Genomic DNA, 25,125 nt, shown 5'->3' with positions numbered 1-25,125 from the left:
AATGGAAGTTGGAGCATCGGTTTATTGACGACAGTTTATCACTACATACAGATCTTTATCAAATTAACATGGCAGAAACGTATTGGAGAGACGGCATTCATGAGAAGAAGGCAGTCTTCGAACTCTTCTTTAGAAAGCTTCCATTTGACAACGGCTTCGCTGTATTTGCTGGTTTAGAGAAAGCGATTGAATATTTATCGGACTTCTCCTTCACCGAGAGCGACCTTGCATATTTAAAAGATGAACTCGGTTATAAAAGCGATTTCATTGAATACTTAAGCGGATTGTCTTTTACAGGGACGCTTCATTCAATGCGAGAAGGAGAAATTGTCTTTGCGAATGAACCTATTATGCGCATCGAGGCAACACTTGTTGAAGCGCAGCTAATTGAAACGGCACTGCTCAACATCGTGAACTTCCAGACGCTAATTGCAACAAAGGCGGCTCGTATTAAAGGAATCATTGAAGATGAGACAGCATTAGAATTCGGAACAAGACGTGCGCATGAAATGGATGCAGCCATGTGGGGAGCAAGAGCAGCACTGATCGGCGGATTTCAGGCAACAAGTAATGTCCGTGCAGGGAAACGCTTCAATATTCCCGTATCAGGCACCCATGCCCATGCCCTTGTACAAGCATATCGCGACGAATATACTGCATTTAGAAAATATGCCGAAACACATACAGACTGTGTCTTTTTAGTGGATACATATGATACGGTCAGATCAGGCATTCCAAATGCGATTAAGGTAGCGAAAGAATTCGGAGACAAAATCAACTTTATTGGAGTCAGACTTGATAGCGGAGACCTTGCCTACTTGTCTAAAAAGGCGAGAACGATGCTGGATGAAGCTGGATTCCATGACGCCAAGGTCATTGCATCAAGCGATCTTGATGAACACACCATTATGAACTTAAAAGCACAAGGTGCAAAAATTGATGTATGGGGTGTTGGAACGAAACTGATTACCGCATTCGATCAGCCAGCTCTTGGTGCTGTATATAAGCTTGTATCGATTGAAGAAAACGGTCAGATGAATGACACGATCAAAATTTCTTCTAACCCAGAGAAAGTGACAACACCAGGCCGTAAACGAGTGTATCGCATTATCAATCAATTGAATCATCACTCTGAGGGAGACTACATTGCCCTTGAAGAAGAAGATGTTCAAAGTGAAGATAAGCTGAAAATGTTCCATCCAGTTCATACATTTATCAGCAAATTTGTGACAAATTTTGTGGCAAAGGACCTTCATGTCCCAATTTTTGAACAAGGGAAGCTGGTGTATGATAATCCAGATATCCAAACGATTCAAGCATATGTGCAGGATAGTCTCGGACTCTTCTGGGAGGAATACAAACGAATCAGCAAACCAGAAGAATACCCAGTCGATTTGAGTCAAAAATGCTGGGATAATAAGATGCAGTTTATCCATGATGTGAAAAATAAAATCAAAAAAGAGCTTTATGAAAGCTGATTACCCCGGGAAAGGAGATCATCAAGCCAGATGGTCTCTTTTTTTTCATGTTGGACGATTCAAAATGAACCTTATGGGCAATCATTTGGTATACTGAAAGCACATCTTGTTTGTCATTGCATAAAGGAGGAATGGAGCAGTTGAGGGTGTTTGTTGCAAGGCAGCCTATTTTTAACAGAAAAGAACAAGTCGTATCATACGAGCTGCTTTATCGAGATAGTGAAACCAATACATATAGCGCTGAAGATGGTGATCAAGCGACAACGGACCTCATTATCAATAGTTTTTTAAACATTGGCATCGAAACACTGACAGAAGGAAAACGATGCTACATCAATTTCACCGAAAGCTTGCTTTCGTCTGATCTGCTCACTTATTTTGATCCACATCAGCTTGTGATCGAAATATTAGAAAATGTACCGATTACCCCGGCACTTATTATGAGATGTAAGCAATTAAAAAAGTGGGGATACACGATTGCGCTCGATGATTTCTTTCTGAGCGGAACACATTTTCATGACAAGTTACTCGATGAACTCCTCTATTGCATTGATATTTTAAAAATTGATTTTCTGAAAACAACATGTGAAGAACGAAGAGACATTTTACATACATATAAAAAGTATCGACTTCGATTCCTTGCTGAAAAGGTAGAAACGCGAAAAGAATATGAAGAAGCGTTAGAAGCTGGCTTCCATTTGTTTCAAGGATATTTCTTTAGTGAGCCGCACGTCATTTCGGGACGAGCCTTATCGACTAGCTTCCACGCATACCACCAGCTATTGAATGAGCTGAGCAAGGAGCAGCCGAATATTCAGACCGTGACGCATTTTATAGAAAGTGATCTTTCCCTTTCATATCAATTATTAAAAATGCTGAATTCTGGCGGTATGAGACGTCTTTATCAAATCAAGAGTATTCGTCAGGCGATTATCTTGCTTGGGTTTAATGAAATACGGCGATGGATCTTTATCCTTTCATTTAAAGAACTGAATGTCCAAGCCAACTCAAGCCAAAAGGAAATCATCAAAATGTCGTTCATTCGTGCCAAAACGTGTGAACTCATTGCTAGTCGGACTGAACGAGAGCATCCCGCTTCTTATATGCTAACAGGTATGTTTTCACTCATTGATACGCTTGTCAGGGCGGACATTACTGAACTTGTGAAAGAACTGCCTCTTTCGGATGAAGTAGGTGAGGCACTGCTTGGCTATGAAAATGACTATTTCCTAGTGTTAGACGTTGCCAAACGTATTGAACGAAATGAATGGTATGATGAGATGTTAGGTGGAAGTCTCCCTAAGCAGGAAGCCTACGGCTGTTATATAGAAGCCATTGAATGGTGTCATAAAATGTTTGAATCTTAAGAAAAGCCGCTCCCACTAGAGCGGTCTTTTTCTTTGTTATCCCCACTGTAAAAGTAGAAAAAGCCTACTGGAAGAGAGGGATAAGTAGATACGGATGCCTTCTGGACTAAAGCGGATATCGATATTGCTTTTCACCCCAATCTGCTTCAGCATTCGAATCACACTTGCGGTGTCAGCACGTTCAGCAGCTTCCATGATTCGCTGTCCAAACGAAAGCGAACCGGAAATCTGCTGTGTAATGAGGGATGCATCAGCCACGAGACGGGTTGATTCCTTTGCAGCCTTTTGAAACGCATGAGCATCTACTGGAGGAAAAGTCATAGGTGTTCGCGGGTATGCGTTCCCCATTGCGGGAACCTGCAAAGGCGGATAAGGAACATAGTAAAACACATGGTCACCTCTTCTCTCATTGAAGTGAATTTGGACGGATATCTGTTCTAAATGTATGAAGAAAATCCGAATAAAGAATCAAAATGATCTTTCTACCTTTGCATATTCATCATAAAAATAGGTACTTTTGCGGTCAATTTCGGTGAATGTCGCCAAAAAATTGCGGTGTCTACAGTAGAGCCTGTCGTCTGACCTATAACATGAAAAACCGAGGAAACAGAGGGGATCGTATGTTCTGTATCGTGAGAATTGTGACGAATGATGCCTGTTCATGTCGCAAAAATGACGTATTTCCTTTGAAATTGAGATAAAAGTATCATTTGAAAAGTCTGAAAATGATGAAAAAAGACCTATTGAATTTTGCGGTATCACGCACACATTTTGTGCATACTTTTCGGTGAAAAAATACTCAATAGCATTTACACTGTTAGTAACAGATCAAATACTTATGACCCAATCAACATACACAAATACATTGATCTTCCAAAAAAGGAGAGTGGAATCGATGGAAAAGTATGAAATCGAAGAACTTAAACAATTATTATGGAAACTTGAAAACGAAATTAGAGAAACAACGGCTTCTCTTCATAACATTAACAAAAGCATTGATCAATACGACAAATATGAATATGTGAAAATTTCTTAAAGACTTGATAACCATCAAGTCTTTTTTTTATCCAAATACATACAAAAAAAGGATATATTATTATATAATTGTTAAATAGTGATGTCAGTGGACATTTGCTTATTTCTTTTTAGTAAAATAAGAGGCGAGAGGGTGAGGATCAAGATCGAGTATGCTAAACTATCTAGAGAATACAAAAATCAAGCAGAAAATGTCTGATTTTATTCAACATGCAGTCAGGCAAAATGATTTACAAAAGCTGCTTCTCGAATTTACAGATATAAAGAATGAATTTCCTTTTGGACAATTGGCTTACCAACATTATGAGGCATTTGGCGGACAAGACGAGCAAGCGATTACAAAACTGGCAGCAGGGATTGAACTTCTCATCTTATCTGCCGATATATTAGATGATATTGAAGATCAGGACAATGATTCGTATCCTTGGATGAAATGTCAGAGCGGAATTGCGATTAATGCGGCGAATGTTCTCTTTGCATTGAGCTTTGATGTGTTTTCAAAGCTTGATCATGGAGCGAAGCTTTTAAACAATGTATATTCTTATTCCATTCAGTCAATGCAAGGGCAGCATATAGATATGACACTGGAGCCAGAGAATGAGCAGGATTGTTTAAATATCATGAAGTTAAAAGCAGGGTCACTGTTTGTGTTACCTTGTGTGTTAGGTGTTGTTTTGGCAACAGGTTCTTTTGAAAAGAAGGTAGAAGAATATGCTTATTACCTAGGAATGGCGGAACAGCTTGAAAATGACTATCTAGGTCTTTTTAATAAAGATAATGTTGACTTTAAAAGAATGCAAACATTACCGCTAGTTTACTTGAAAAATGAGTTTAATCCATCTAGTTCAGACTTGCTCAGTTATTTTCAATCAAAGGATAAGAGTGCCGGCTCTGAAGAATTAAAGGATAAATTAAAAAAATCTGGTGCTCAACAATATGTATTTATTATGAGAAACCTTCTCAGAAATAAGTTTAAAGAAGCATTCAAGAAACTACATTTAGAGGCTTCAAAAAAGAAAAAACTGATACTTTTTTTAAATGGAGATGGAGAAGATGAAAATTCAGGAATTGGTTAGTTATTTAGTGGAGAATCCTTCAACATTAAATCAAATTGCTAATGGGAACGCATCATTGCTTCACGTTGATCAAGAAACTGCAAGTATTATTGTTGACGGATTCCAGAAAGAAGACGTTATTAAAGCAATCATATGGGCAACTGCTTGAGTAGATAAATATTATGAGAAAGTTTTACTCTAAGTTAACAGTTATATTAGTTATCCTTAGCTTCATCTATGTGATTTACATCTCTTATATCAACGTATTTAATATTTTTGTTGGAGCAGCTGTTAAGGAAAATAGTCAGGGTCAACTTGAGGTAGTGGATGTCGATAATTTTACAGATAGCTATCTAGCTGGAGTTAGGAAAGGCGATATCATACTTGAAGTGAATGGGAATAAAAAACCAGTTGAAGAAGTTAAAAGAGGTTTTTTAGCTAATGTTAAAAGTTTAGTCGTTGATAGACATGGTGATAAAATTGATTTAGAGAATGTAAGGTTATTGAGTCAAGCGAATCTGTTTATTTATCTAATACCAGTCATTCTTTATTCCATCTGTCTATTTTGTATATTTATGATTTTAAAAATGAATAAAGCAAACCAAAAAGAGTCAGCTTATATTTTAGCTTTATTTCTTTTGGCGGTGTCTATAGGTTATGTAAGTTCTGGTGGTTCTGGAAAAGGAGAGGCTATCAGTCGTATTCTTGTAATCGTTACAATGAATATTGTACCTCCACTATATATGCACTTTATGTATCAATATTTAAAAGAATTAGGAACAGAAATTATTCGTCGTCGAGTTCTTTTTTATTTGTATCTAGTTCCAGTGACTAACGTTTTATTAGTTTTATTCTATAAAAATAAAGCAGGACCAGTAGATCTATTAGCATATGTCAATTTACTTTCATTTTTTGTTCTGGCTTTCCTTTCGATTATTATCACTATAAGGGCTGCTAAAAAATTGAAAGACAATGAAGTCAGCAATGTACTTCGAGCATTTGCACTCATTTTAATCTCAGCATTCAGTCCATTCATGCTATTTTTTATCATTCCTTATTTTTTTGGTATATATTTTATTTCACCGTATGTTGTTGCATCGTTTGTTCTTTTAATTCCTTTTTTCTTAGTCTATCAATTTATGTCAAATAAGCTATATAATGTTGATTTCTTTATGGGAAGGATTAAATACTACGGTTTTTTAGCAATTACACCGACAATACTAGTGGTTGTTCTTTTTGATTTTATTCAAAAGCCAAATGCAAATTTCTATACAGTGAAATTTACGATTATCACGTACATTCTTATGCTTACCGTCTTCTACTTTAAAGAAATTATCGATTTCCGTTTTCGATTGAAGCGTTTTTCAGAGAAGCATAATTATCAGGATAGTGTATTTAAATTTACACAGCTTATTCGTGAGGCGTCATCACTTCATCAAGTATTGTATCATTTAAAATACACCATCTTAGAAGTACTTGTTGTGAACAAAGCCTTTGTGCTTGAAGTGAAGGCAGATGGACAAATTGTTGAAATTGATGAATCAATAGAAGAAAGCCAGCTATGGAAAGAGTATGTGGATCAATTTCAAGATATTTTAGGTGAAGTTGGTAAAATCATTGGGCTTGATAAAGGGTTTATGATGAAAATTGGTGAGCGGGGCGGTCACTCGTTTGTGATTTGCTGTTTATCTAATTTACGGACACCTAAGCTGACCCGCGATGAAATTTCATGGCTGAAAACATTGGCATTTTACACAAGTGTCAGTTTAGAAAATGTCGTCAAGATTGAAGAATTGATGGAGCATCTGGAGGATTTGAAACAGCGGGAAGCCAATCCCGCCTGGCTGAAGAAAGTCATGTTCGCCATGGAAGAGAAGCAGCGCTCAGATTTAGCGAGGGATCTTCATGATTCTGTGCTGCAGGATTTGATTTCACTGAAGAGACAGTCCGAGATGTTCTTAACCAATTTCCAAAACAACCAATGCCCAACATCTATTGAAAATTCATTGATCTCATGGAATGAACAAATGTCTAAGGTGATTCAAACCACGAGAGAAACATGTCATGAACTTCGGCCGCAGCTCCTCTATGATTTGGGGTTAGTGAAGGCAATTTCGAAGCTGACTTCGCAAATTCAAGAGGAAGCGCCATTTCATATTAGGCTGAATACAACCCGCTTTGATAAAAAACTGGACATTGATATTGACTCACAGCTGAATATTTACCGGATAGTGCAGGAGCTGCTATCCAATGCGTTGAAGCATTCTAAGGCCAGCCAAGTCTTAGTGATGCTCATTTGTATTAAAGATCAAGTTGTTCTCCATTATGAGGACGATGGAGTCGGATTTGATGCAAGCCAGCTTGATCAGCACACGATGAGCATGGGTCTTTCTGGCATAAGGGAACGAGTCAAAGCTCTAAATGGAAAGCTTCAAATTCACACAGCACCTGAAAAAGGGCTCAAGGTGAAAATTGAAATGGAATTGTAACGATTTCTTAAGGAATAAGACTTGGCATCTGCCAAGTCTTTTATATAAAATGGAAGTGAGTGATTTAAAGGGAGGAAGACATGAAGAAGATATTGGTCATTGATGATCATCCGGCTGTCATGGAAGGGACAAAAAGCATATTAGAATCAGATCAGCAGCTATCAGTCGATTGTTTAAGTCCTGATGCAGAAGGCGCCTTTTTAAAGACGCATGACTTTTCCATCTATGATGTGATTTTGATGGATTTAAATCTCGGGGATATCAATGGAATGGACATTGCCAAACAAATTCTAGAAACGAATCAACAAGTGAAAATTATCATTTATACAGGATATGAAGTAGATGATTATTTCGAAGAGGCCATTCGAGCTGGATTGCATGGTGCAATAAGTAAAACAGAGACAAAAGACAAAATCATTGAATACATACACCGCACATTGCAAGGAGAAGTTGTCATTCAGCTATCCTATTTAAAGAAATTAATTTCACAGCAGCAAGAGAAGCCAGAACAGGCGCAGCAGACGGATCATGAGCTGTTAACAGAGCGTGAATGTTTAATCTTAAGAGAAGTGGAAAAAGGGTACACAAACCAAGAGATCGCCGATGTGCTTCATTTGAGCAAACGCTCGATTGAATACAGTTTGACCTCCATCTTTAATAAGCTGAATGTTGGATCTCGAACAGAAGCGGTGTTAATTGCAAAATCGGAAAGTGTTCTGTAAACGTGTGAAGGGAGAGGGCCTTGATGGATGTGAGTGGTTCAAATACACTGCTTGAGGCACTGGGGATTGAGATTGTGGAATGCAATACGTCACGATGCGTGGCGACAATGCCAGTCGATCACCGAACAAAACAGCCATTTGGATTACTGCACGGAGGAGCATCAGCTGCTCTAGCAGAAACAGTGGCAAGCATGGGTGCTGCTGCTCATTTGGATTTAACGAAGCAGGTCTGTTCAGGTATTGAAATCAATGCCAATCATTTAAAATCTGTACGTGATGGAGTGGTGACAGCTACAGCTGTTCCTGTACATGTAGGACGGCGTACAATGGTATTCCAAATCGATATAAAAGATGATCGAGACCGTCATATCTGTACGTCAAGATGTACACTCGCTGTCATTGATCGCATATAAAAAAGCTCCCGGTGCAGCGGAAGCTTTTTTTAATACCCTTTTATGAACATGCGGGTAAAGTGAACAAGACCTGAATGTCAGGTTCTTCATTTATAAATAAGAGTCTTCTTTTCGTTTAATGACAAAGTTACGGAAACCGCCATAATCATCTTGGACACTTCGTTTGTCCATTTTCACACCAGTGTTGTAAGCGGCTCTTCCGATCAAATGAGCGCCGACTGGTGCGGTCAGAAAGATAAAGACAATCCCAAGCAGGATTTTCGCAGAGATGATCCCTGCAAGAAACCATTCATGAAAGAACACACCAACTAAAATGAGAACAACACCAAGTGTCGATGCTTTTGATGCAGCATGCATACGTGTGTAAACATCCGGCAGGCGAAGGACACCAATGGCTGAAATTAAACAGAGGATGGCGCCAAGCAGAATAAAGAAAATTACGATCGCTTTAGCGATGACGATCATTTTCAATCACTTCCCCTTTCTCAAGGAATTTGGAAAAAGCGACAGTGCCGATAAAGGCAAGAATACCGAGCAGTAAAATAATTTCAAAGAACGTCGTGGTTTTCAGTAAGATAGACACGATGGCTGTCATCCCAATTAAATTGATTCCTATCGCATCAAGCGCACTAACGCGATCAGGAATAGAAGGTCCTTTGATGACCCGTATGACAAAAAGCAAAGTAGACAGCGCAAGAATCCCAAGTGACATTTGCAAGATCAGTTCCATTACTTACCGCTCACCTCCTGAATCGCTTTTTCAAATGATACCCGAATATCGTGGATGGCTTTTTCAGCATCTTCAATATCCATCGCATGAATATATAAAATCGAACGATCATCCGAAATATCGATGACCAGTGTACCAGGTGTTAATGTAATCATATTAGCCAGTATGGTGATTTCCCAATCTGTTTTTAAATCTGTACGAAAGGCGAAAATACCAGGCTTGATCTTTAGCTTTGGAGATAACACCGTCTTGAGTACACTCAAATTGGCAAGAAGCAGCTCTCTGATAAAAATGATGACGAGCTTGAAAATCGCATAAAGGGCATAGCCGTAAAAACGTTGCGGGAAGAATCGCCGTAGCATAAAAATGGCGATCATCCCTAGTGCAAAGCCTGATACAAAGTCTGCAGCTCTGTATGTATCATTCATAAACATCCATGTAAAGGCGAGGAGAGCGTTTAATAATATTTGAAAGGCCATGTTCATCTACTCCTTCAGCACAGCTTGAATATATTTTTCTGGTGTTGAAAGCATTTCCGCAGCTTGATTGATATAAGGTGCAATGAATTCTGTGCCTAATCCAATCGCAAGCGATAAGATAACAAGCAGTACCCCAGGATACACCATTCCTCTAATGGATGGCTTTCTTCTTCGCATATCCTGTTCCTCTCCCCAAAACGCGAGCATGAAAATTCTCATAACAGAATAAAGGACAAGAAGACTGGACAGTAAAACAAGGATAGAGAACGTCATGTACTCAGCAGAAAACCCACCTTCAACAATTTTCAGCTTGCCAACAAATCCACTTAGCGGAGGAATACCCGCAAGTGATAAAGCCGATATGAAGAACATCCAGCCGAGTAGAGGCTGGGATTGAATCAGCCCACCCATTTTTTTCAGATGATTGGTTCCAGCATACACAAACAGTGCCCCTGCAAGCATAAATAGAGCTCCTTTGATCACCATATCGTGAATGAGGTAATAAATGGCGCCTTGGAGTGATGCCGGTGTATTGGCCGCAATCCCAAACAAAATGACACCAACAGCTGTGACAATGTTATAAATCACAATTTTTTGCACATCAGAATAGGCGATAGAGCCAATGACACCGAATATAACCGTTAGAGCGGCTAGCCAGGCCATAATTGTATGCGTAAAACCTGTATCATGTATAAAGATGAGCGTAAAGACCCTGGCAATCGCATATAGCCCGACCTTTGTCAGCAGTGCGCCAAACAAAGCTGAAATCGCTGCTGGCGGTGCATGATAAGACCCTGGCAACCAGAAATAAAGCGGGAAGACCCCAGCTTTTAAGCCAAATACAATCAGGAACAGAATGGCAATCACGGTGATTAACCCTGTTTGCCCAGATTCAGCTATTTTCACACTTAAATCAGCCATGTTCAGTGTGCCTGTGACTGCATATAAACACGCTACGCCAACAATAAATAATGCCGATGAGATAATATTAAACACAATGTATTTCAGTGATTCACGAAGCTGAGGCTTTGAACCACCCAGAACAATGAGCATATAAGATGCCATCAGCAACAATTCAAAGAAGACAAACAGGTTGAAAATATCTCCCGTTAAAAAGGCACCACTCACGCCAGCTAACAAGAATTGGACACCAGAATAATAGAACAGCCGCTCTCTTTCTTTCCCAATCGTTTGAAAGGAAAAAAGAACTGTGACAAGTCCAACAATGGAAGCGGTCAGCACAAGAAGTGCAGCAAACTGATCGGCCACAAGGGCAATGCCAAACGGTGCTTTCCAGCCGCCCAAGTAAAGAGTTTGTATGCCGTTTGTGAAAATCGTTTGGACCAAATAGACATTACAGATAATGGCTAAAAGAGATGCAAACACACTAAAGCCTCTCGACAGCATGGTGTTTTTATTCATAAAAATCAATAATGTAGCAGCTAGTAATGGAATTAATATAGGCAGGATCACGAGATTATTCATGCTGATCATTTCCTCTCATTTGATCCATGTCATCTGTTCTCAGCTCTTGGAAGGCACGGAAGGCCATCACGAGCAAAAAGGATGTTACACCAAAAGCAATGACAATGGCTGTTAAAATTAATGCTTGTGGCAATGGATCTACATAGGATGTGAGCCCCTCTTTCAAAATAGGAGGTGCTCCCTTTTTTAAGCCGCCCATTGTTAATAGAAGCAAATGGACGCCGTGACTTAAAACGGCAGTACCGACGATGACCCGCAGAAGGCTTTTTGAAAGCATTAAATAGGTCGCTGCCATAAAAATGATTCCGACGATAATAGACATTAGAAATTCCATTATTCCTTCTCTCCAATCGTTTGAATAATGGTCATGGTGACACCAACAACAACTAAATACACACCGATATCAAACAGGACCGCTGTCGCCAGTTCTGTTTTCCCTAGAAACGGCAGTTGGAAATAATCGAATGCATGGGATAGGAAAGGTGCTCCGAACAGAAAAGATCCCATACCTGTTAGGATGGCAACGAGCAAACCGACACCAGCCACATAAATAAAGTCAAATGGTAAAATGCGTCTGACTGTTTTAAGGTCGTAGGCTAAAAGCAGAAGAACGACAGCACCAGCACTCATCAAACCGCCAATGAATCCTCCGCCAGGATTGTTATGTCCTGCAAGAAATAGGTGAAGTGAGAAAAGCAAGATGATGAATGCTGTAATTTTAGTTGTGACTTGTAAGAGCATATCATTCGTATCAATCTTTCTCATCGCCGTACGCCTCTCTTCCGTTTACCTTGTGCTTTTACCTTCAATAATCCATAAATACCGAGTGCCGCAATGGCCAGCACTGTAATCTCAAAGAGTGTATCAAAGCCCCTGAAATCGACAAGAATGACATTGACAATATTGTCTCCGCCAGCCAGTTTGTAGCTGTTTTCAATGAAGTACGTTGAAATCGTGTCAAGAGACTGCTGGCTTGTTGAAGCGAAAGCAAGACAGGTGACAACGACTCCAACACCTAATGAGATGATCAAATTTGTTAATTTAAACCTTCGTGTTTTTTGCTTCAGACTCAGCTTTGGCAAATGATAGAAGCAAAGTAAAAACAGCGCGACAGAAATGGTTTCAATAATGAGCTGTGTCAGCGCAAGGTCAGGTGCTCTGAAAATCACGAAGAACAATGACAGCGTGTAGCCCATAACACCTAGCGCAATAATAGCTGTTAAGCGTGAACGAGCAAATACAGTCGTGACTGTCGCTGCGACCATCACAAGTGAAAGGATGACTTCGTACGTGCCGATTGATGCAGCATGCTCAGTTTGAAAAGAGAAGGCTTGCTTGTAGAACATCACGCTGCCAAGCACGATAATCATAAACCCAAATACATAGACAAGATAGTCACGAAGGAATCCTGTCATATAGCTGTTTGTTAGGCGGTAAGCCCCTTTTTCTACACCTATAAGCGAACGATCATACAAAGCGTTAAATGACCATTTTTCCTTAAATATGTTGTACATTGGGCGCCATTTTGACAACGTTAAATAGCCAATGGTACCGAGCGCAACTACACCAATCGTCATGTAAAGCTCTGGCTGGAATCCATGCCACGCTTCAATTTTTACGGCAAAGCGGCTTCCTGTTTGAATGGCTTCTGGAATGATCGCTTGAATGGCAGGTTCAATGACATAATAGGCAAGAATATTAGGGAAAAAGAAGAACGTGACCACAAGTGCAGCTAAAATAATTGGCGGGATCAGCATACCAATCGGTGCTTCATGCGGTTTTTTCTCTAATTGATCGACATTCAGACGGCCTCTAAATGTTTTGAAGACGATCATCATACTGTAGATGAACGTAAACACACTAGCGAGCCAAGCGATAGCAGGGAAGACAGCCCCCCATGTTGACACATCCGTAAAGCTGATGTCAGAAATCCGGATCATACTTGTGAAAAATAGCTCTTTACTTAAAAACCCATTAAAAGGCGGGAGTCCAGCCATCGAGAATGTACCAATTAACGTAATCGTAAAGGTAATTGGCATGATGGTCATTAATCCACCTAATTTGCGAATATCACGTGTACCTGTTTCGTGATCGATAATCCCTGCTGCCATAAAGAGACTACCTTTAAAGGTTGCGTGGTTAATGAGATGAAAAATAGCAGCAAGAACGGCTGCGCCAAAAAAGGCAGGGTTGTTTTCATGAATGGCAGCTGCGCCTACTCCTAGCATGAGCATAATCATCCCGAGTTGACTCACTGTCGAGAAGGCCAGAATGGCTTTCAAATCATTTTGCCGAACGGCGTGGAAAGATCCCCAGAATAGTGTGATAAGTCCGACAATCGAAATGGTCCAAAACCACACCTCTGATATAGCAAAAATCGGACTAAAGCGGGCAACCAGATAAATACCGGCTTTGACCATAGTAGCAGAATGTAGATAACTGCTTACAGGGGTTGGTGCTTCCATAGCATCAGGCAGCCAAATATAAAATGGGAACTGCGCTGATTTCGTGAAGGCCCCTAGTAAAATGAGAACCATCGCAGGGATGAAATAAGGTGATGCCATAATGAGCTGAAGCTGATTGACTGCTTCGCGAATACTGAATGAATCAGTGATCAGGTAAATGAGGATGAAGCCCCCAAGCATAGCCAATCCGCCAAACACAGTAATAAGCAGTGATTTGGTTGCTCCGTAACGAGAACGCTCACGCTTATACCAATACCCAATTAAGAGGAAGGAAGAGATACTCGTTAGCTCCCAGAACAAATAAAGTACGACCATGTTGTCAGAGAGAACAACACCAAGCATAGCGGTCATAAACATTAATAAATACGTATAGAAAGAGCCAAGCTGTTCTTTTTCCTTTGATAAGTAGAAAATACTGTACAGTACCACAAGTGCACCAATACCTGTGATGAGTAAAGCAAATAATAGGCTGAGACCATCTACATACACAGTGAAATTCATCCCTAGAGAGGGAATCCATTCAGCTTGTGAGAACAACGTTCGTCCATTAGAGGTGATCTGGAGCATTTGGATGAAATAGGTAAATAAAAGAATAGGCAAGATGAGAACAAACCATCCTGTATGTATACGCCTTACGTATTTAAAGAGAAAAGGGACGACAAAGGCAAATAAAAAAGGTGATAGGATGGCGAAGTGAATAAGCTGCAAGAAAATGAACCTCCTTTGATCAATATAAATTCACGTTCTAAAGAACTGGTAATTAAAATTATAGCGTAAATACAGACATAGTGCATTGGTTTGAACTGATTTACGACAAATTGAATTTGTTTTGAGTTCTTTTGACCACAAAAAATATTTTATCAAAAATGAAACTCGTTGTATATTGTTTTGTATTTCGTACATGCTTTTCTTAAAGGAGCTGATCAAATGAAACGAAAGATCGCCATCAGCTTAAGCATATTCTGCACGATTTTAGGAGGAGCATTCTTGATTGAACGAAATGATCAAAAAAGGTGGCAGGCCGGGAGTGAATGGCCGCTATTTTCTGAACAACTCCTCCATATGACCTATCCTCAGGCGAAACAGTATCCTTTTCAGCCTCGGGAGTATATACGAATTGTATTAGCTGATGAATGAGGATGTATGGGAGAAAAGAAATATAAAAAAAGCATGTCCTTTTCGTAAGGGACATGCTTTTTGTTTCTTTTTTTAAGTAAACATTCTAAGTAAGATTGTTGCGCAAATAACGGTTGCTGCTCCGCCAAGACGTGTAGAGACTTGAGCGAAAGGCATAAGGCCCATTCTTCCAGAAGCTGAAAGAATCGCAACGTCACCAGTACCGCCTAATCCACTGTGACAGCCCGTCACAATGGCAGATTCAACTGGATACATGTTCATGAATTTACCAACAAAGTAACCAGAACCAACCATGCCTAGAACAACAGCAATACATACACATACGAAAGGAATCGAAATAACAGTGGCCACATCATCAAGTGGAATGTATAGAATTCCTAAACCAACCATTAGAGGCCATGTAAAGCTTTTCGATACAAACTTGTAGAACTGTTGTGAGCCGTTTTGCAAATGCTGAGGCATCACGTTTAAGTATTTGATTAATGCAGCAAGAACAATCATTAAGATTGGACCTGGAATATGAACAAAACTTTCTAATAAGCCGCCAAAGATAAAGGTTGTACAAGCAACAAGTACACCTGCACCCATTAAGCTGAAGTCAACTTTAGTATCCATGTCAGGCTGTTCAAAGATTTCATTTGCTTCTTTTGATTTAACAAGTCTTCCGTTCCCGTTTAGTTCAGGACGTTTTTCACCAAGCTTTTTCATTGCGCCAGCACAAATGATGGCAATGACGTTCCCAATGACAGCAGCCGGAATCAATTGAGAAATTAATGACTCTGCTGATACACCAAGAATTTGTGAATAAGCAATTGATAATGGCAATATTCCTTCACCGACACCACCGGCAATAATCGGTACAATGATAAAGAAGAACGAATGATGCGGTGTGTAACCAACTAAAAGACCCACTAGAATTCCAGCAGCCACAGCTGTAATTGTACCTGCAACAAGAGGAACAAACATACGAATAAGGCCCTGTACTAAAACAGTTCGTTGCATCCCAAGAATACTACCTACTACAAGAGCAGATATATAGAAGTATAGGAAGTTCGACGTTTTCATCAGAGACGTAACCGCTTCCAACGAGTTTGGATTCAGAACATGAAAAAAAACCAGGAACGATGGTACGAATAAAGAAAGAATCGCCGGTCCACCAATATCTTTTAAGATTGGAATACGTTGTCCTACATCTCCTAGGAAAATCCCCAAAATCATAATAACAGCGAAACCACCAAGCATATTTGCTGGAATTTTATTAAAATAAGCGGCAGTTAAAATAATCGCTGCAAGTACTATATACACAGGTAGATCAATAACACCAATTTTCCAAGAAAGAATTTTTCGGAAAACGCTTTTATTATTGTCAGAATCGTTTGTAATCGATTTCAATTGTTGTGTATTAGCCACATAAACACCCCCAAATGCTATTTGTCTCAATTGTAGAAGATTCTGTGACACTCATCTATTTATTAAACTAAATTAAGTGTAATAAAAGTAAAATAAACGGGGGTTTTGTCGTTTTTATCATACAAAAATCCCCTGAAGATAGTTTGTCCTTCAGGGGATTGATCATACATGGTATTTATTTATCGTTTTCCTTTTAAATAAGGAGTACCAAGTGCTTTTGGTGCGTCTGCTCGTCCAATGAAGCCAGTAAGAGCTAGGATCGTCAGCACATATGGTGCAATGAGCATGTACACGTTCGGGATATCTTGAAACAGCGGAAGCAGAGAGCCAATGATGCTTAAGCTTTGTGCAAATCCAAAGAATAAAGCAGCGCCCATAGCGCCAAATGGGTGCCATTTCCCGAAAACAAGGGCGGCTAACGCAATGAAGCCTTGTCCTGTAATGGTGGCGTGTGAGAAATCAAGAGCGATGGTCGATGCATACACAGCTCCGCCAAGACCGCCAAATAGACCACTAATGAAGACGCCGATATAGCGCATTCGGTATACCTTGATTCCCATTGTATCAGCTGCCATTGGATGCTCTCCGACTGCACGAAGTCGTAAGCCAAACGGCATTTTAAATAAAACAAACCAAGCGACAACCGCAAGAACCAATGCGAGAATGGACGTATAATACACATCTTTAAAGAAAATATCACCAATGATCGGAATGTCACTTAAAAGGGGAATATCTCCTTTATAGAAAGGTTCTGTAATTTTATCCGTTTGTGCTTTTCCATAAATCAGTTTGACAACAAAAAGCGTAGCACCAAGGGCAAGCATGTTAATCGCAACACCACTGACCGTTTGATCTGCTCTGAACGTAATCGTGGCCACAGCGTGAATGAGTGAGAACACGCCGCCAATGGCCATACCAACAAGTAGACCGAGCCACGGGGTCAAGGCACCAAACGTATCAGCAAACATTAAGTTAAAGATAATACTAGAAAATGCTCCGACGACCATCAAACCTTCAAGACCGATATTGACGACACCTGATCTTTCTGAAAAGACGCCTCCAAGAGCGGTTAAAATAAGTGGTGCAGCATAAACAAGTGTAGCCGGGACGATGATTTCAAGAATTTGCAGAAATCCCACTTATTTTCCCCCCTTTTTCTTCAATTGTTGAATGACAAGACGGATGATATAGCTTGAGGCAACGAAAAGAATAATGATCGCAATCACAATATCAACGACCTCAGTCGGTACGCCAGATTCAAGCGGCATGTTTAAAGCACCGACTTTCAATCCACCAAGCAATAATGCCGCTAAGACGACACCAACAGCTGTATTTCCGCCTAATAAGGCAACAGCGATTCCATCAAAACCAACGCCAGTGAATGATCCTTTAATCGAAGCATATTCAAATGTTCCGAGTCCTTCCATCGCACCTGCAAGACCTGCAAAGGCACCAGAAATGAGCATCGCATAAATGATGTTGCGTCGAACGTTCATCCCAGCATAATGAGAGGCCTGCTGGTTCATCCCAACTGCGCGTAATTCAAACCCTTTAGAGGTTTTCTGGATAATAACCCACATGACAACAGCCGCAATAATGGCAACAAAAATCCCATTATGCATTCTAGAGAAATCAGTGATCTGCTCAAAAAAACCAGATCGAAGGGAAGCTGTTGCATCAATTTTTTCTGTTTTATCTTTATTGTTTGTTAAGACATTTGAGATTAAATAATTTGTGACATGAAGGGCAATGTAGTTCATCATGATGGTGACAATGACTTCATGTACGTAAAAACGAGCTTTTAAAAATCCGGGAATAAAGCCCCATAATGCACCAGCAGCAGCTGCTGTGATCAGTGCAAGAGGCAGATGGATATACATAGGTGCATGGACAGTTGTGCCGATCCATACAGCAGCTACCCAGCCAATCAGCATTTGACCTTCTACCCCGATATTAAATAGGCCTGTCCGAAATGCAAAGGCAACAGCAAGTCCTGATAAAATATAAGGAGTGACTTGTCGGATGGTTTCTCCCATATAATATGTTTCACCGAATACGCCATTCCAAAGGGCGCTATAACCTTCGATGACACTATAACCGCTTGCCAGCATAATGATGGCCCCAACGAAAAGACCAAGTACAATGGCTATAAGCGGAATCAGCAGATTTGTTAAGCGATTAGACATTTGCTTCTTTCCCCACTTCCTGTTGCGTACTTCCAGCCATTAACAGACCAAGTTCTTGCTCTGTTGTTTCTTTTGGATCAACAATGGCAATAATGCTGCCTTCGAAAATAACAGCAATCTTATCACTGACATTGATAATTTCATCAAGCTCAAAGGATATGAGCAGAACAGCTTTGCCTGAATCCCTTTGTTCAATCAGACGTTTATGAACAAACTCAATGGCTCCGACATCAAGTCCACGTGTCGGTTGTGCGGCAATTAATAAATCAGGATTTCGGTCAACTTCACGGCCAATAATGGCTTTTTGCTGGTTACCGCCTGATAGCGCACGTGCTTCTGTATATTCACTAGGTGTCCGTACGTCGTATTCAGCAATGATTCGTTTTGCTTTTTGATAAATATTTTTCATATTCATCAAGCCAAACTTCGAATATGGACGCTGATAATACGTTTGTAAGGAAATATTTTCTCCAATTGAAAAGTCAAGGACAAGTCCGTGCTTATGACGGTCTTGAGGAATATGTCCGATACCAGATTCTGTGACCTTACGAGGCGGGAGATTTTGAATGGCTTTCCCGTTTAGCATGATCGTGCCAGATTCGGATTTTTTCAGACCTGTAATGGCTTCAATTAATTCAGATTGACCATTTCCGTCTACACCCGCAATTCCGACAATCTCACCAGCTTTCACTGATAAATTGAGTTGTTTCACGGCTTCAATTCCTCGCGCATCTTTGACAGTGAGATCTTGAATTTGCAAGACTTCTTCAGCAGGGGAGGCTGCTTTTTTGTCTGTTTTAAATGAGACTTCGCGGCCGACCATTAAACTGGCAAGCTCGTCTTTGTTTGTGTGTTCCACATCAAGTGTACGAATACCTTGCCCTTTTCGGATAATGGTCACGCGATGACAGGCATCCATAATTTCTTTTAGCTTGTGGGTAATTAATATAATGGATTTGCCTTCATTAATTAAGTTTTTCATAATTTGTATGAGTTCTTTTATTTCTTGAGGTGTTAAGACGGCTGTTGGTTCGTCGAAGATCAAGATGTCAGCGCCGCGGTATAGTGTTTTTAAGATTTCTGCTCGCTGCTGCATACCGACTGAGATGTCAGATACTTTAGCGGCAGGGTCTATTTTCAGTCCATAACGGTCAGAAAGTTCCTGCACTTGCTGAATGGCTTGTTCTTTGTCAATCTTTCCAAATTTCTTTGGCTCTTTTCCTAAAATGATGTTTTCAGCCACAGTAAATGTATCAACTAGCATAAAATGCTGATGGACCATTCCAATGCCTAAATCACTTGCATCATTTGGACTAGAGATTGTAACCGGTTTTCCGTGTACCTTGATTTCACCTTTTTCAGGCTGATACAGTCCGAAAAGCACGTTCATGAGCGTTGATTTTCCAGCGCCGTTTTCACCAAGCAGCGCATGAATTTCGCCCTTTTTTAGCTGCAGCGTAATGTTATCATTTGCTACAATGCCAGGGAATTCTTTGCGTATATTCAACATTTCAATGACATAATCCACAGGTTTAACCGCTCCTTTTTTAGGGTGCTGATGAAGATAAAAACTAGCAAAAGAAAAGCTGCAAAACAAGGCTGCAGCTTTTCTTTTACCACCTTTTACGAATAAAGAGGAGGTAAAGGAGAGGCAAGGGGATAAGGCGCGCTTATCCCGATGCACAAATTAAGCTTTAAAATCTTTTAGTTCATCACGTGTTGCAGGGATTTTCACTTCACCCTTGATGATTTTTTGTTTCCATTCTTCGACTTTCTTCAATACATCTTTATCAAGATTCTCTTGAGATGGAGAGATGTCAACGCCGCCTTCTTTCAGACCGTAAGTGATCACTTCGCCACCAGGGAATTTACCTTCTTTTGCTTTTGTTGTTAAGTCTTGTACCGCTGTGTCTACTTTCTTAATCATAGAAGTAAGAGTGACACTTTGTTTTGTTCCAGGTACTTTACCTTCATCATACTGGTCTTTATCAACACCAATGACCCACACTTTGCGGTCAGGATCAGCTTTTTTCAGGTTTTTCGCTTCTGTGAAGACACCAGTTCCAGTTCCGCCTGCTGCGTGGTAAATGACGTCAACGCCAGATTTGTACATACTTTCAGCTGTTGCTTTACCGATGTCTGCTTTATCGAATGCCCCAGCATATTTCACTTCAACTTTTGCTTTTGGATTAGCTGCTTCAACGCCTGCACGGAAACCAACTTCGAATTTTCTGATTAATTCAGAATCAACGCCGCCAACAAAACCAATTTTGTTTGATTTTGTAGAAAGAGCCGCTGCAACACCTACAAGGAATGAACCTTCGTTTTCGTTAAATGTAATGCTTGCTACGTTGTCTTTTTTTACAACTGCATCAACGATGGCAAAGTGGTTTTTCTTACGTTGATTCGCAATTTCAGTAATAGAATCTTGCATTAAGAAACCAATTCCGTAAATCAAATCAAATTTCTCACGAGCAAGTGTGTTTAAGTTTGTTGTATAGTCAGCGTCTGATTTAGATTGTAAGTAATCAAAGCCGTTTTTACCTTTTGTTAAATTGTTGTCTTTCCCAAATGCTTGTAAACCTTCCCAAGCAGATTGGTTAAACGATTTGTCATCGACACCACCGACATCAGTTACCATTGCAACAGTGAATTGATCTTTATCTTTTTTGTTTTCACCGCTGTTTGAGCCAGAGTTGCCGCATGCTCCAAGGATGGTTCCTGCTGCTACGACTAAGGACAATGCAAGTCCAATTTTGCGCTTCTTCAAAACATAACCCCCTATAAAATTTAAAAGTTTCAGAAAAGTCTCGCGAAAAAAGACCGACTCTTGCCTTCTCCTATCCTTCTGAAAAGGGTATTTTATCCTGCATTCTTTTAAAATTGATGGAAACAGGAGAGAAGATGTAAGACATCAGACTTATATCTCGTTGAACTAATCAATCATAATTTATCATTTCCCATCGAATAAATAAATAGAAATTTGTTTTATTTTTAAAAAAATGTTAAAAGGCTAAATTCGATGTCTTTTTATGTGCTGAAATATGATATAATGCCGCTTTTATGATGTGCTCTACTACAGTGAAACCGCTGATATCAAGGGGTTTGTGACATCGTATGCCATAAAAAAACATCTGGCCTTTGTGAAAGGTCAGATGTGTCAAATTAAAGATATTGCTGTATCAAATTCATGTTGCTTGTATTCAGTTTATATTGGAAAACAGGGCGGCCGATTGTCCCGTATGCCATCTCCACATCAACCACTTCGATATCCTCAAGAAATTTCAAGTATTTTCTAATCGAAACTTGGGAGATTTCTGTATGATTGGCTAGGTCTTCGGTCGTGAAAGCCTGCTGACCGAATGATTGAATGCTTGTCCAGATGAGTTTGAGTGTGCTCTTCGTTAAGCCTTTTGGCAGCAGGACTTTTTCCGCCTCTGCTTTTTTATGAAACAGCTTCGCGTCTAAATCATTTTGAGAGATGCTGTTCATCGTTTGGTATAGGGCATGTTTTCTTTTATATTCTGCCAGTGCTGATTGGAAGCGTTCGAACTCAAAAGGTTTGATTAAATAGTCGACAGCTCCGTTTCGCATCGTTTGCTGTACGACATCCACTTCATTTGCAGCTGAAATGACGATGACGTCAACGGAATGCTTTTGCTCACGAATTTCTGATAATAGGGCGAGCCCATTTTGTCCAGGCATATAAATATCAAGCAATACAAGGTGAATGATTTCTGATTTTAAGATGTCTAGTGCCTTTTGAAATGAGGTGGCAATCCCTTTTAATTCAAATCCTTCTATTTGGGTCAAGTAGCGTTTATTCAGCTCCCCGACCATTGGGTCATCTTCTACGATCAACACATTAATCATGTGAATCCTCCTTTTGTTTATATGGAATACGGAGACTAAAGGTCGTTCCTTCTCCTTTTTCGCTTGTGACGATCATATGTCCGTTCAGTTTTTTGATGCTTTGGTCAACAAAGTAAAGGCCAAAACCTCTGTCTTCTCCTTTTGTTGAAAAGCCTTGATCAAACATAATGTCCTGTTCTTCTTTTGTCAGACCGACACCTGTGTCTGTAATTTCAATATGAAGCTGCTCTTGGACATATCTGAATGAGATGGAAATATTTTTGTTCTCTGTATGGGAAACGGCATCGAGTGCGTTATTTAACAGATTACCGATGACCGTAATAAGGTCATGTGTGACTGCTGGGTCCTCCGAGTTTGGTACCTGTGTACTGCAATTGACTTCTAAAGCTGCGCCTTGTTCTCTGATGTAGCTTTGTTTTCCTAGTAAAAACCCGGCTAAGACTGAGTTTTTCACATGGTTGATGATTTCATTTGTTTCTGTCTGCTGATAAATCGCAATATCTTTAATATAGGTGCCAAGGTCATCATAGTTCTTCAGTTGAACCAATCCTAAAATGACATGGAGCTTGTTCATAAATTCGTGTGACTGGGCACGAAGCGCATTGGCATACATCTTCACCCCGCTCAGCTGCTCAGCCAGATGTTTGACTTCTGTTTTGTCACGGAAGGTTGCGATCGCTCCGACAATTTCTCCTTTTACCGTAATCGGTACCTCATTAAAGACCAGCTCCAATCCGTTCATTCTGACATCGCGATCAAGCAGCGGTTTCCGTGTTTCGATTACTTGCTTTAAGCCGCTTGAAGGAAGAAGGGCCTGTACATCTTGTTCTCTAGGGTCAACCATAATGCCCATATTATGAAAAAGACGTTTAGCTTCTGCATTTGCCAGCTTGATTTTACCGTGCTGATCGACGGCAAGAATGCCTTCTTTTGTTGACTCTAGCATAGCGCTTCGTTCTTTTAATAAGGTGGCAATTTCATCTGGCTCTAGTCCAAACATAATCTTCTTTACTTTACGTGCCACAATGAGTGCGCCGATAATGCCAGATAAAAGGCTAAGCGATGTGACAAAGTAGAGCGGGAGCAGGCTTTGATGAATAATTAAATCAATTTCCTTTAATGTAATCCCAACAGCCACAGCCCCGAGCTGCTTGCCATCTTGGTTATAAACAGGAACAAAGGCACGCATGGACTTGCCAAGTGTTCCAGATGCGGTACTAATATGTTCTTTACCCTGTAATGCCGGTTTTTCATCACCGCCAGCAAATCGCTTCCCAATCTTTTGCGGATTCGGATGTGTTTTGCGGATACCGTTCATATCCATGACGACAACGAATTCGGTTTTGGTGATACGCTGCACATTGGTTGTATATTTCCGTAGTGCTGTATATGATTGATCTTTTTCCAATGATTTTGCTGTGATCGGAGCCTCTGCGACCATTTTGGCAGTGGAGAGGGCGATATCACGTTCCTGCTGATGAATATTTTTGGCTGTTTCTGACCAGATCGTAAAGAATGTGATACAGAGGGAGATCAGGACAACAATACAGACAAAGATCGTCAGCCGTGTTTGCAGTCTTAAAGTTTTTTTCACGAGTATACCCCTAACGCGCAATTTTTTCGTAATAGTAATACTTTAACGGGAAAATGTAAGTTTGTGAAGGAATGTACGTGCAAAATCACAAATTTGATTTAGATTCCAGTTTACTTGGAAAGCATCTTGTCAATCCGTTTTAAGTGAGCCATAATAAAAATGAGCTTATGAGAAAGGATCTATTTATGAAAAATACATATTTGACTGGATATTTTCCGCTGATTTCGATTTTGCTATTCAGCTCTGCCTTTTCTATTTTTACAGTAGGTATCACGACTGACTTCTTGACCCAAGCAGGGATTTTAAAAGGAATGCTGGAATTTTTCTCTGAACAGGGCATTCGTCTTGCTTTATTTGCCGCATTTGCACTTGTTTATTTTATGATTTTATCTGCTTTAAAACTCATTGCAGATACGGTGTTAGAGTTGGCGCTGCTCTTTTTTGCAAAGGACCCTGAAGGGGAGAACTTAAAGAAAATTCGGATTGCATCGGTTGTCTATTTGTTTGCCAGCTTACTTGCATTTCTATTGACGCAGCAGCTTATTTTGCTTGTTGGGCTTTTTGTTTTAGCAAGTCTCGTCTATTTTATCTGGGTTGTGGTACGCATTTATCAATCACTTTCCATGCTGAATTTAATTGGGTTTATGATGTTTAATCTGCTGTTTTGGGCCACGTTTTTGATTGGCATTTTGTACTTATTTATTAAGCTTTATAACAGTGTGATGGCGAGTCTGCCAGCTTAATCAGACGAAAGAAAGCATCCTCCGATGATGGAGGATGCTTTTTTTATGGAAGAAACCGTTTCTGAATTTCAGGTGTAGGCATCATACAGGATGTTTTTTGACCAAACCATTTGTAGCGATTCTTTGCAATGAGCTGATAAAACCAGTCACGGATTGGACGAGGGATCGCGAGGAGTAAATAGCTCCATCTGTATATCCCTTTTAAATGCCGTGCGGCTTTTAAGATGCCTGTTGACTTCATATAAAGGGTCCCATTTTCAATATAAATGAATGAATTGAACTCATCTAAAGGCAAGCCGTTTTCTTTTAAAACACGCTGCCCTGTATCTGATTGTAAAGAAGCAAACATCATCCGCTCATTCGGGTCGCGCTTGATGATAAACTGAACAGCACCACTGCACACGTTGCAGACACCGTCAAATAAAATGAAGTGAGAGGGTTGTGTTGAATGCATTGCAATCAAT

Annotated in this window: 26 protein-coding genes; 10 read left to right on the top strand and 16 right to left on the bottom strand. The window is 40.1% G+C overall.

Going from position 1 to position 25,125, the window contains the following annotated elements; translation table 11 throughout:
* Positions 1-8: 8 nt before the first annotated feature.
* Both ASG46_RS00950 and ASG46_RS00945 read left to right on the top strand, forming a co-directional pair.
* Entirely contained in the window at positions 9-1,478 is a 1,470-nt protein-coding gene (locus tag ASG46_RS00950; protein WP_007500472.1) for a nicotinate phosphoribosyltransferase, read from the top strand.
* Between the two features lie 140 nt (positions 1,479-1,618).
* Complete coding sequence (locus tag ASG46_RS00945) at positions 1,619-2,845, top strand: EAL and HDOD domain-containing protein (RefSeq protein WP_008345870.1); 1,227 nt, start codon at positions 1,619-1,621, stop codon at positions 2,843-2,845.
* A gap of 36 nt (positions 2,846-2,881) precedes the next feature.
* Here the strand turns inward: ASG46_RS00945 and ASG46_RS00940 are convergent, their stop codons facing one another.
* Entirely contained in the window at positions 2,882-3,235 is a 354-nt protein-coding gene (locus ASG46_RS00940) for a hypothetical protein (RefSeq protein WP_019744042.1), read from the bottom strand.
* A gap of 505 nt (positions 3,236-3,740) precedes the next feature.
* Here ASG46_RS00940 and degQ point away from each other — a divergent pair.
* The 6 genes from degQ (at position 3,741) to ASG46_RS00910 (ending at position 8,559) form a co-directional block, all read left to right on the top strand.
* Entirely contained in the window at positions 3,741-3,881 is a 141-nt protein-coding gene (degQ, locus tag ASG46_RS00935) for a degradation enzyme regulation protein DegQ (RefSeq protein ID WP_003213123.1), read from the top strand.
* 151 nt (positions 3,882-4,032) lie between these two features.
* The gene (locus ASG46_RS00930; RefSeq protein WP_046526551.1) at positions 4,033-4,956 is read left to right on the top strand and encodes a polyprenyl synthetase family protein; all 924 of its coding nucleotides are present in this window, start codon (positions 4,033-4,035) and stop codon (positions 4,954-4,956) included.
* Positions 4,934-5,104 (top strand): competence pheromone ComX, encoded by a 171-nt coding sequence (comX, locus tag ASG46_RS00925; RefSeq protein ID WP_017358941.1) that lies wholly within the window; start codon positions 4,934-4,936, stop codon positions 5,102-5,104. The genes ASG46_RS00930 and comX overlap by 23 nt, the downstream gene beginning before the upstream one ends.
* Before the next feature lie 13 nt (positions 5,105-5,117).
* A complete protein-coding gene (locus ASG46_RS00920; protein WP_056702626.1) occupies positions 5,118-7,424 on the top strand; it encodes a sensor histidine kinase in 2,307 nt (768 codons plus the stop codon).
* Between the two features lie 80 nt (positions 7,425-7,504).
* Complete coding sequence (locus ASG46_RS00915) at positions 7,505-8,146, top strand: response regulator transcription factor (protein WP_007500477.1); 642 nt, start codon at positions 7,505-7,507, stop codon at positions 8,144-8,146.
* Between the two features lie 23 nt (positions 8,147-8,169).
* On the top strand, positions 8,170-8,559 hold the full coding sequence (locus ASG46_RS00910; RefSeq protein ID WP_017358943.1) for a hotdog fold thioesterase: 390 nt from the start codon (positions 8,170-8,172) through the stop codon (positions 8,557-8,559).
* Positions 8,560-8,649: 90 nt separating this feature from the next.
* Here the strand turns inward: ASG46_RS00910 and mnhG are convergent, their stop codons facing one another.
* The 7 genes from mnhG to ASG46_RS00875 are packed head-to-tail and all read right to left on the bottom strand — an operon-like array spanning position 8,650 to position 14,426.
* Positions 8,650-9,024, bottom strand: a complete 375-nt coding sequence (gene mnhG / locus ASG46_RS00905; protein ID WP_003213369.1) for a monovalent cation/H(+) antiporter subunit G — start codon at positions 9,022-9,024, stop codon at positions 8,650-8,652.
* Positions 9,008-9,289 (bottom strand): Na(+)/H(+) antiporter subunit F1, encoded by a 282-nt coding sequence (locus ASG46_RS00900; protein WP_008345849.1) that lies wholly within the window; start codon positions 9,287-9,289, stop codon positions 9,008-9,010. Before ASG46_RS00900 ends, mnhG begins: the two co-directional genes overlap by 17 nt.
* The gene (locus ASG46_RS00895; protein WP_008345848.1) at positions 9,289-9,768 is read right to left on the bottom strand and encodes a Na+/H+ antiporter subunit E; all 480 of its coding nucleotides are present in this window, start codon (positions 9,766-9,768) and stop codon (positions 9,289-9,291) included. Before ASG46_RS00895 ends, ASG46_RS00900 begins: the two co-directional genes overlap by 1 nt.
* 6 nt (positions 9,769-9,774) lie before the next feature.
* A complete protein-coding gene (locus ASG46_RS00890) occupies positions 9,775-11,253 on the bottom strand; it encodes a Na+/H+ antiporter subunit D (RefSeq protein ID WP_056702623.1) in 1,479 nt (492 codons plus the stop codon).
* Positions 11,246-11,587 (bottom strand): Na(+)/H(+) antiporter subunit C, encoded by a 342-nt coding sequence (locus tag ASG46_RS00885; protein ID WP_003213576.1) that lies wholly within the window; start codon positions 11,585-11,587, stop codon positions 11,246-11,248. The genes ASG46_RS00890 and ASG46_RS00885 overlap by 8 nt, the downstream gene beginning before the upstream one ends.
* Positions 11,587-12,018: a Na(+)/H(+) antiporter subunit B gene (locus ASG46_RS00880; RefSeq protein ID WP_008345843.1), complete on the bottom strand. Its 432-nt coding sequence runs from the start codon at positions 12,016-12,018 to the stop codon at positions 11,587-11,589. Before ASG46_RS00880 ends, ASG46_RS00885 begins: the two co-directional genes overlap by 1 nt.
* Positions 12,015-14,426, bottom strand: a complete 2,412-nt coding sequence (locus ASG46_RS00875) for a Na+/H+ antiporter subunit A (protein WP_056702620.1) — start codon at positions 14,424-14,426, stop codon at positions 12,015-12,017. The genes ASG46_RS00880 and ASG46_RS00875 overlap by 4 nt, the downstream gene beginning before the upstream one ends.
* Positions 14,427-14,645: 219 nt before the next feature.
* Between ASG46_RS00875 and ASG46_RS00870 the strand changes: the two genes are divergently transcribed.
* Positions 14,646-14,855, top strand: coding sequence for a hypothetical protein (locus ASG46_RS00870; RefSeq protein ID WP_019744044.1), 210 nt, complete (start codon positions 14,646-14,648; stop codon positions 14,853-14,855).
* Between the two features lie 72 nt (positions 14,856-14,927).
* On the opposite strand, the gene ASG46_RS00865 is transcribed toward ASG46_RS00870, so the two are convergent.
* The 7 genes from ASG46_RS00865 to malK all read right to left on the bottom strand — a co-directional run bounded on the left by ASG46_RS00865 (position 14,928) and on the right by malK (position 23,918).
* Positions 14,928-16,265, bottom strand: a complete 1,338-nt coding sequence (locus ASG46_RS00865; protein ID WP_017367956.1) for a 2-hydroxycarboxylate transporter family protein — start codon at positions 16,263-16,265, stop codon at positions 14,928-14,930.
* A gap of 179 nt (positions 16,266-16,444) precedes the next feature.
* Positions 16,445-17,404: an ABC transporter permease gene (locus tag ASG46_RS00860; RefSeq protein ID WP_008345835.1), complete on the bottom strand. Its 960-nt coding sequence runs from the start codon at positions 17,402-17,404 to the stop codon at positions 16,445-16,447.
* On the bottom strand, positions 17,405-18,451 hold the full coding sequence (locus ASG46_RS00855) for an ABC transporter permease (RefSeq protein ID WP_048002202.1): 1,047 nt from the start codon (positions 18,449-18,451) through the stop codon (positions 17,405-17,407).
* Complete coding sequence (locus ASG46_RS00850) at positions 18,444-19,979, bottom strand: ABC transporter ATP-binding protein (protein WP_008345830.1); 1,536 nt, start codon at positions 19,977-19,979, stop codon at positions 18,444-18,446. Before ASG46_RS00850 ends, ASG46_RS00855 begins: the two co-directional genes overlap by 8 nt.
* Positions 19,980-20,138: 159 nt before the next feature.
* Complete coding sequence (locus ASG46_RS00845; protein ID WP_008345828.1) at positions 20,139-21,221, bottom strand: BMP family lipoprotein; 1,083 nt, start codon at positions 21,219-21,221, stop codon at positions 20,139-20,141.
* Positions 21,222-21,616: 395 nt separating this feature from the next.
* Positions 21,617-22,324, bottom strand: a complete 708-nt coding sequence (locus ASG46_RS00840; RefSeq protein ID WP_035389249.1) for a response regulator — start codon at positions 22,322-22,324, stop codon at positions 21,617-21,619.
* Positions 22,317-23,918, bottom strand: a complete 1,602-nt coding sequence (gene malK, locus ASG46_RS00835) for a malate sensor histidine kinase MalK (RefSeq protein ID WP_008345824.1) — start codon at positions 23,916-23,918, stop codon at positions 22,317-22,319. Before malK ends, ASG46_RS00840 begins: the two co-directional genes overlap by 8 nt.
* Positions 23,919-24,103: 185 nt before the next feature.
* On the opposite strand from malK, the gene ASG46_RS00830 reads away from it, so the two are divergent.
* Positions 24,104-24,661, top strand: coding sequence for a YufK family protein (locus ASG46_RS00830; RefSeq protein WP_017367952.1), 558 nt, complete (start codon positions 24,104-24,106; stop codon positions 24,659-24,661).
* Between the two features lie 43 nt (positions 24,662-24,704).
* Here ASG46_RS00830 and ASG46_RS00825 read toward each other — a convergent pair whose 3' ends face one another.
* Entirely contained in the window at positions 24,705-25,115 is a 411-nt protein-coding gene (locus ASG46_RS00825) for a thiol-disulfide oxidoreductase DCC family protein (protein ID WP_035389247.1), read from the bottom strand.
* Positions 25,116-25,125: the final 10 nt, after the last annotated feature.

It is taken from the genome of Bacillus sp. Leaf49, assembly GCF_001426125.1.
Taxonomy (GTDB): domain Bacteria; phylum Bacillota; class Bacilli; order Bacillales; family Bacillaceae; genus Bacillus; species Bacillus altitudinis.
Note: the sequence above shows the minus strand (reverse complement) of the source record. Positions and strands in the feature narration are given on the sequence as shown.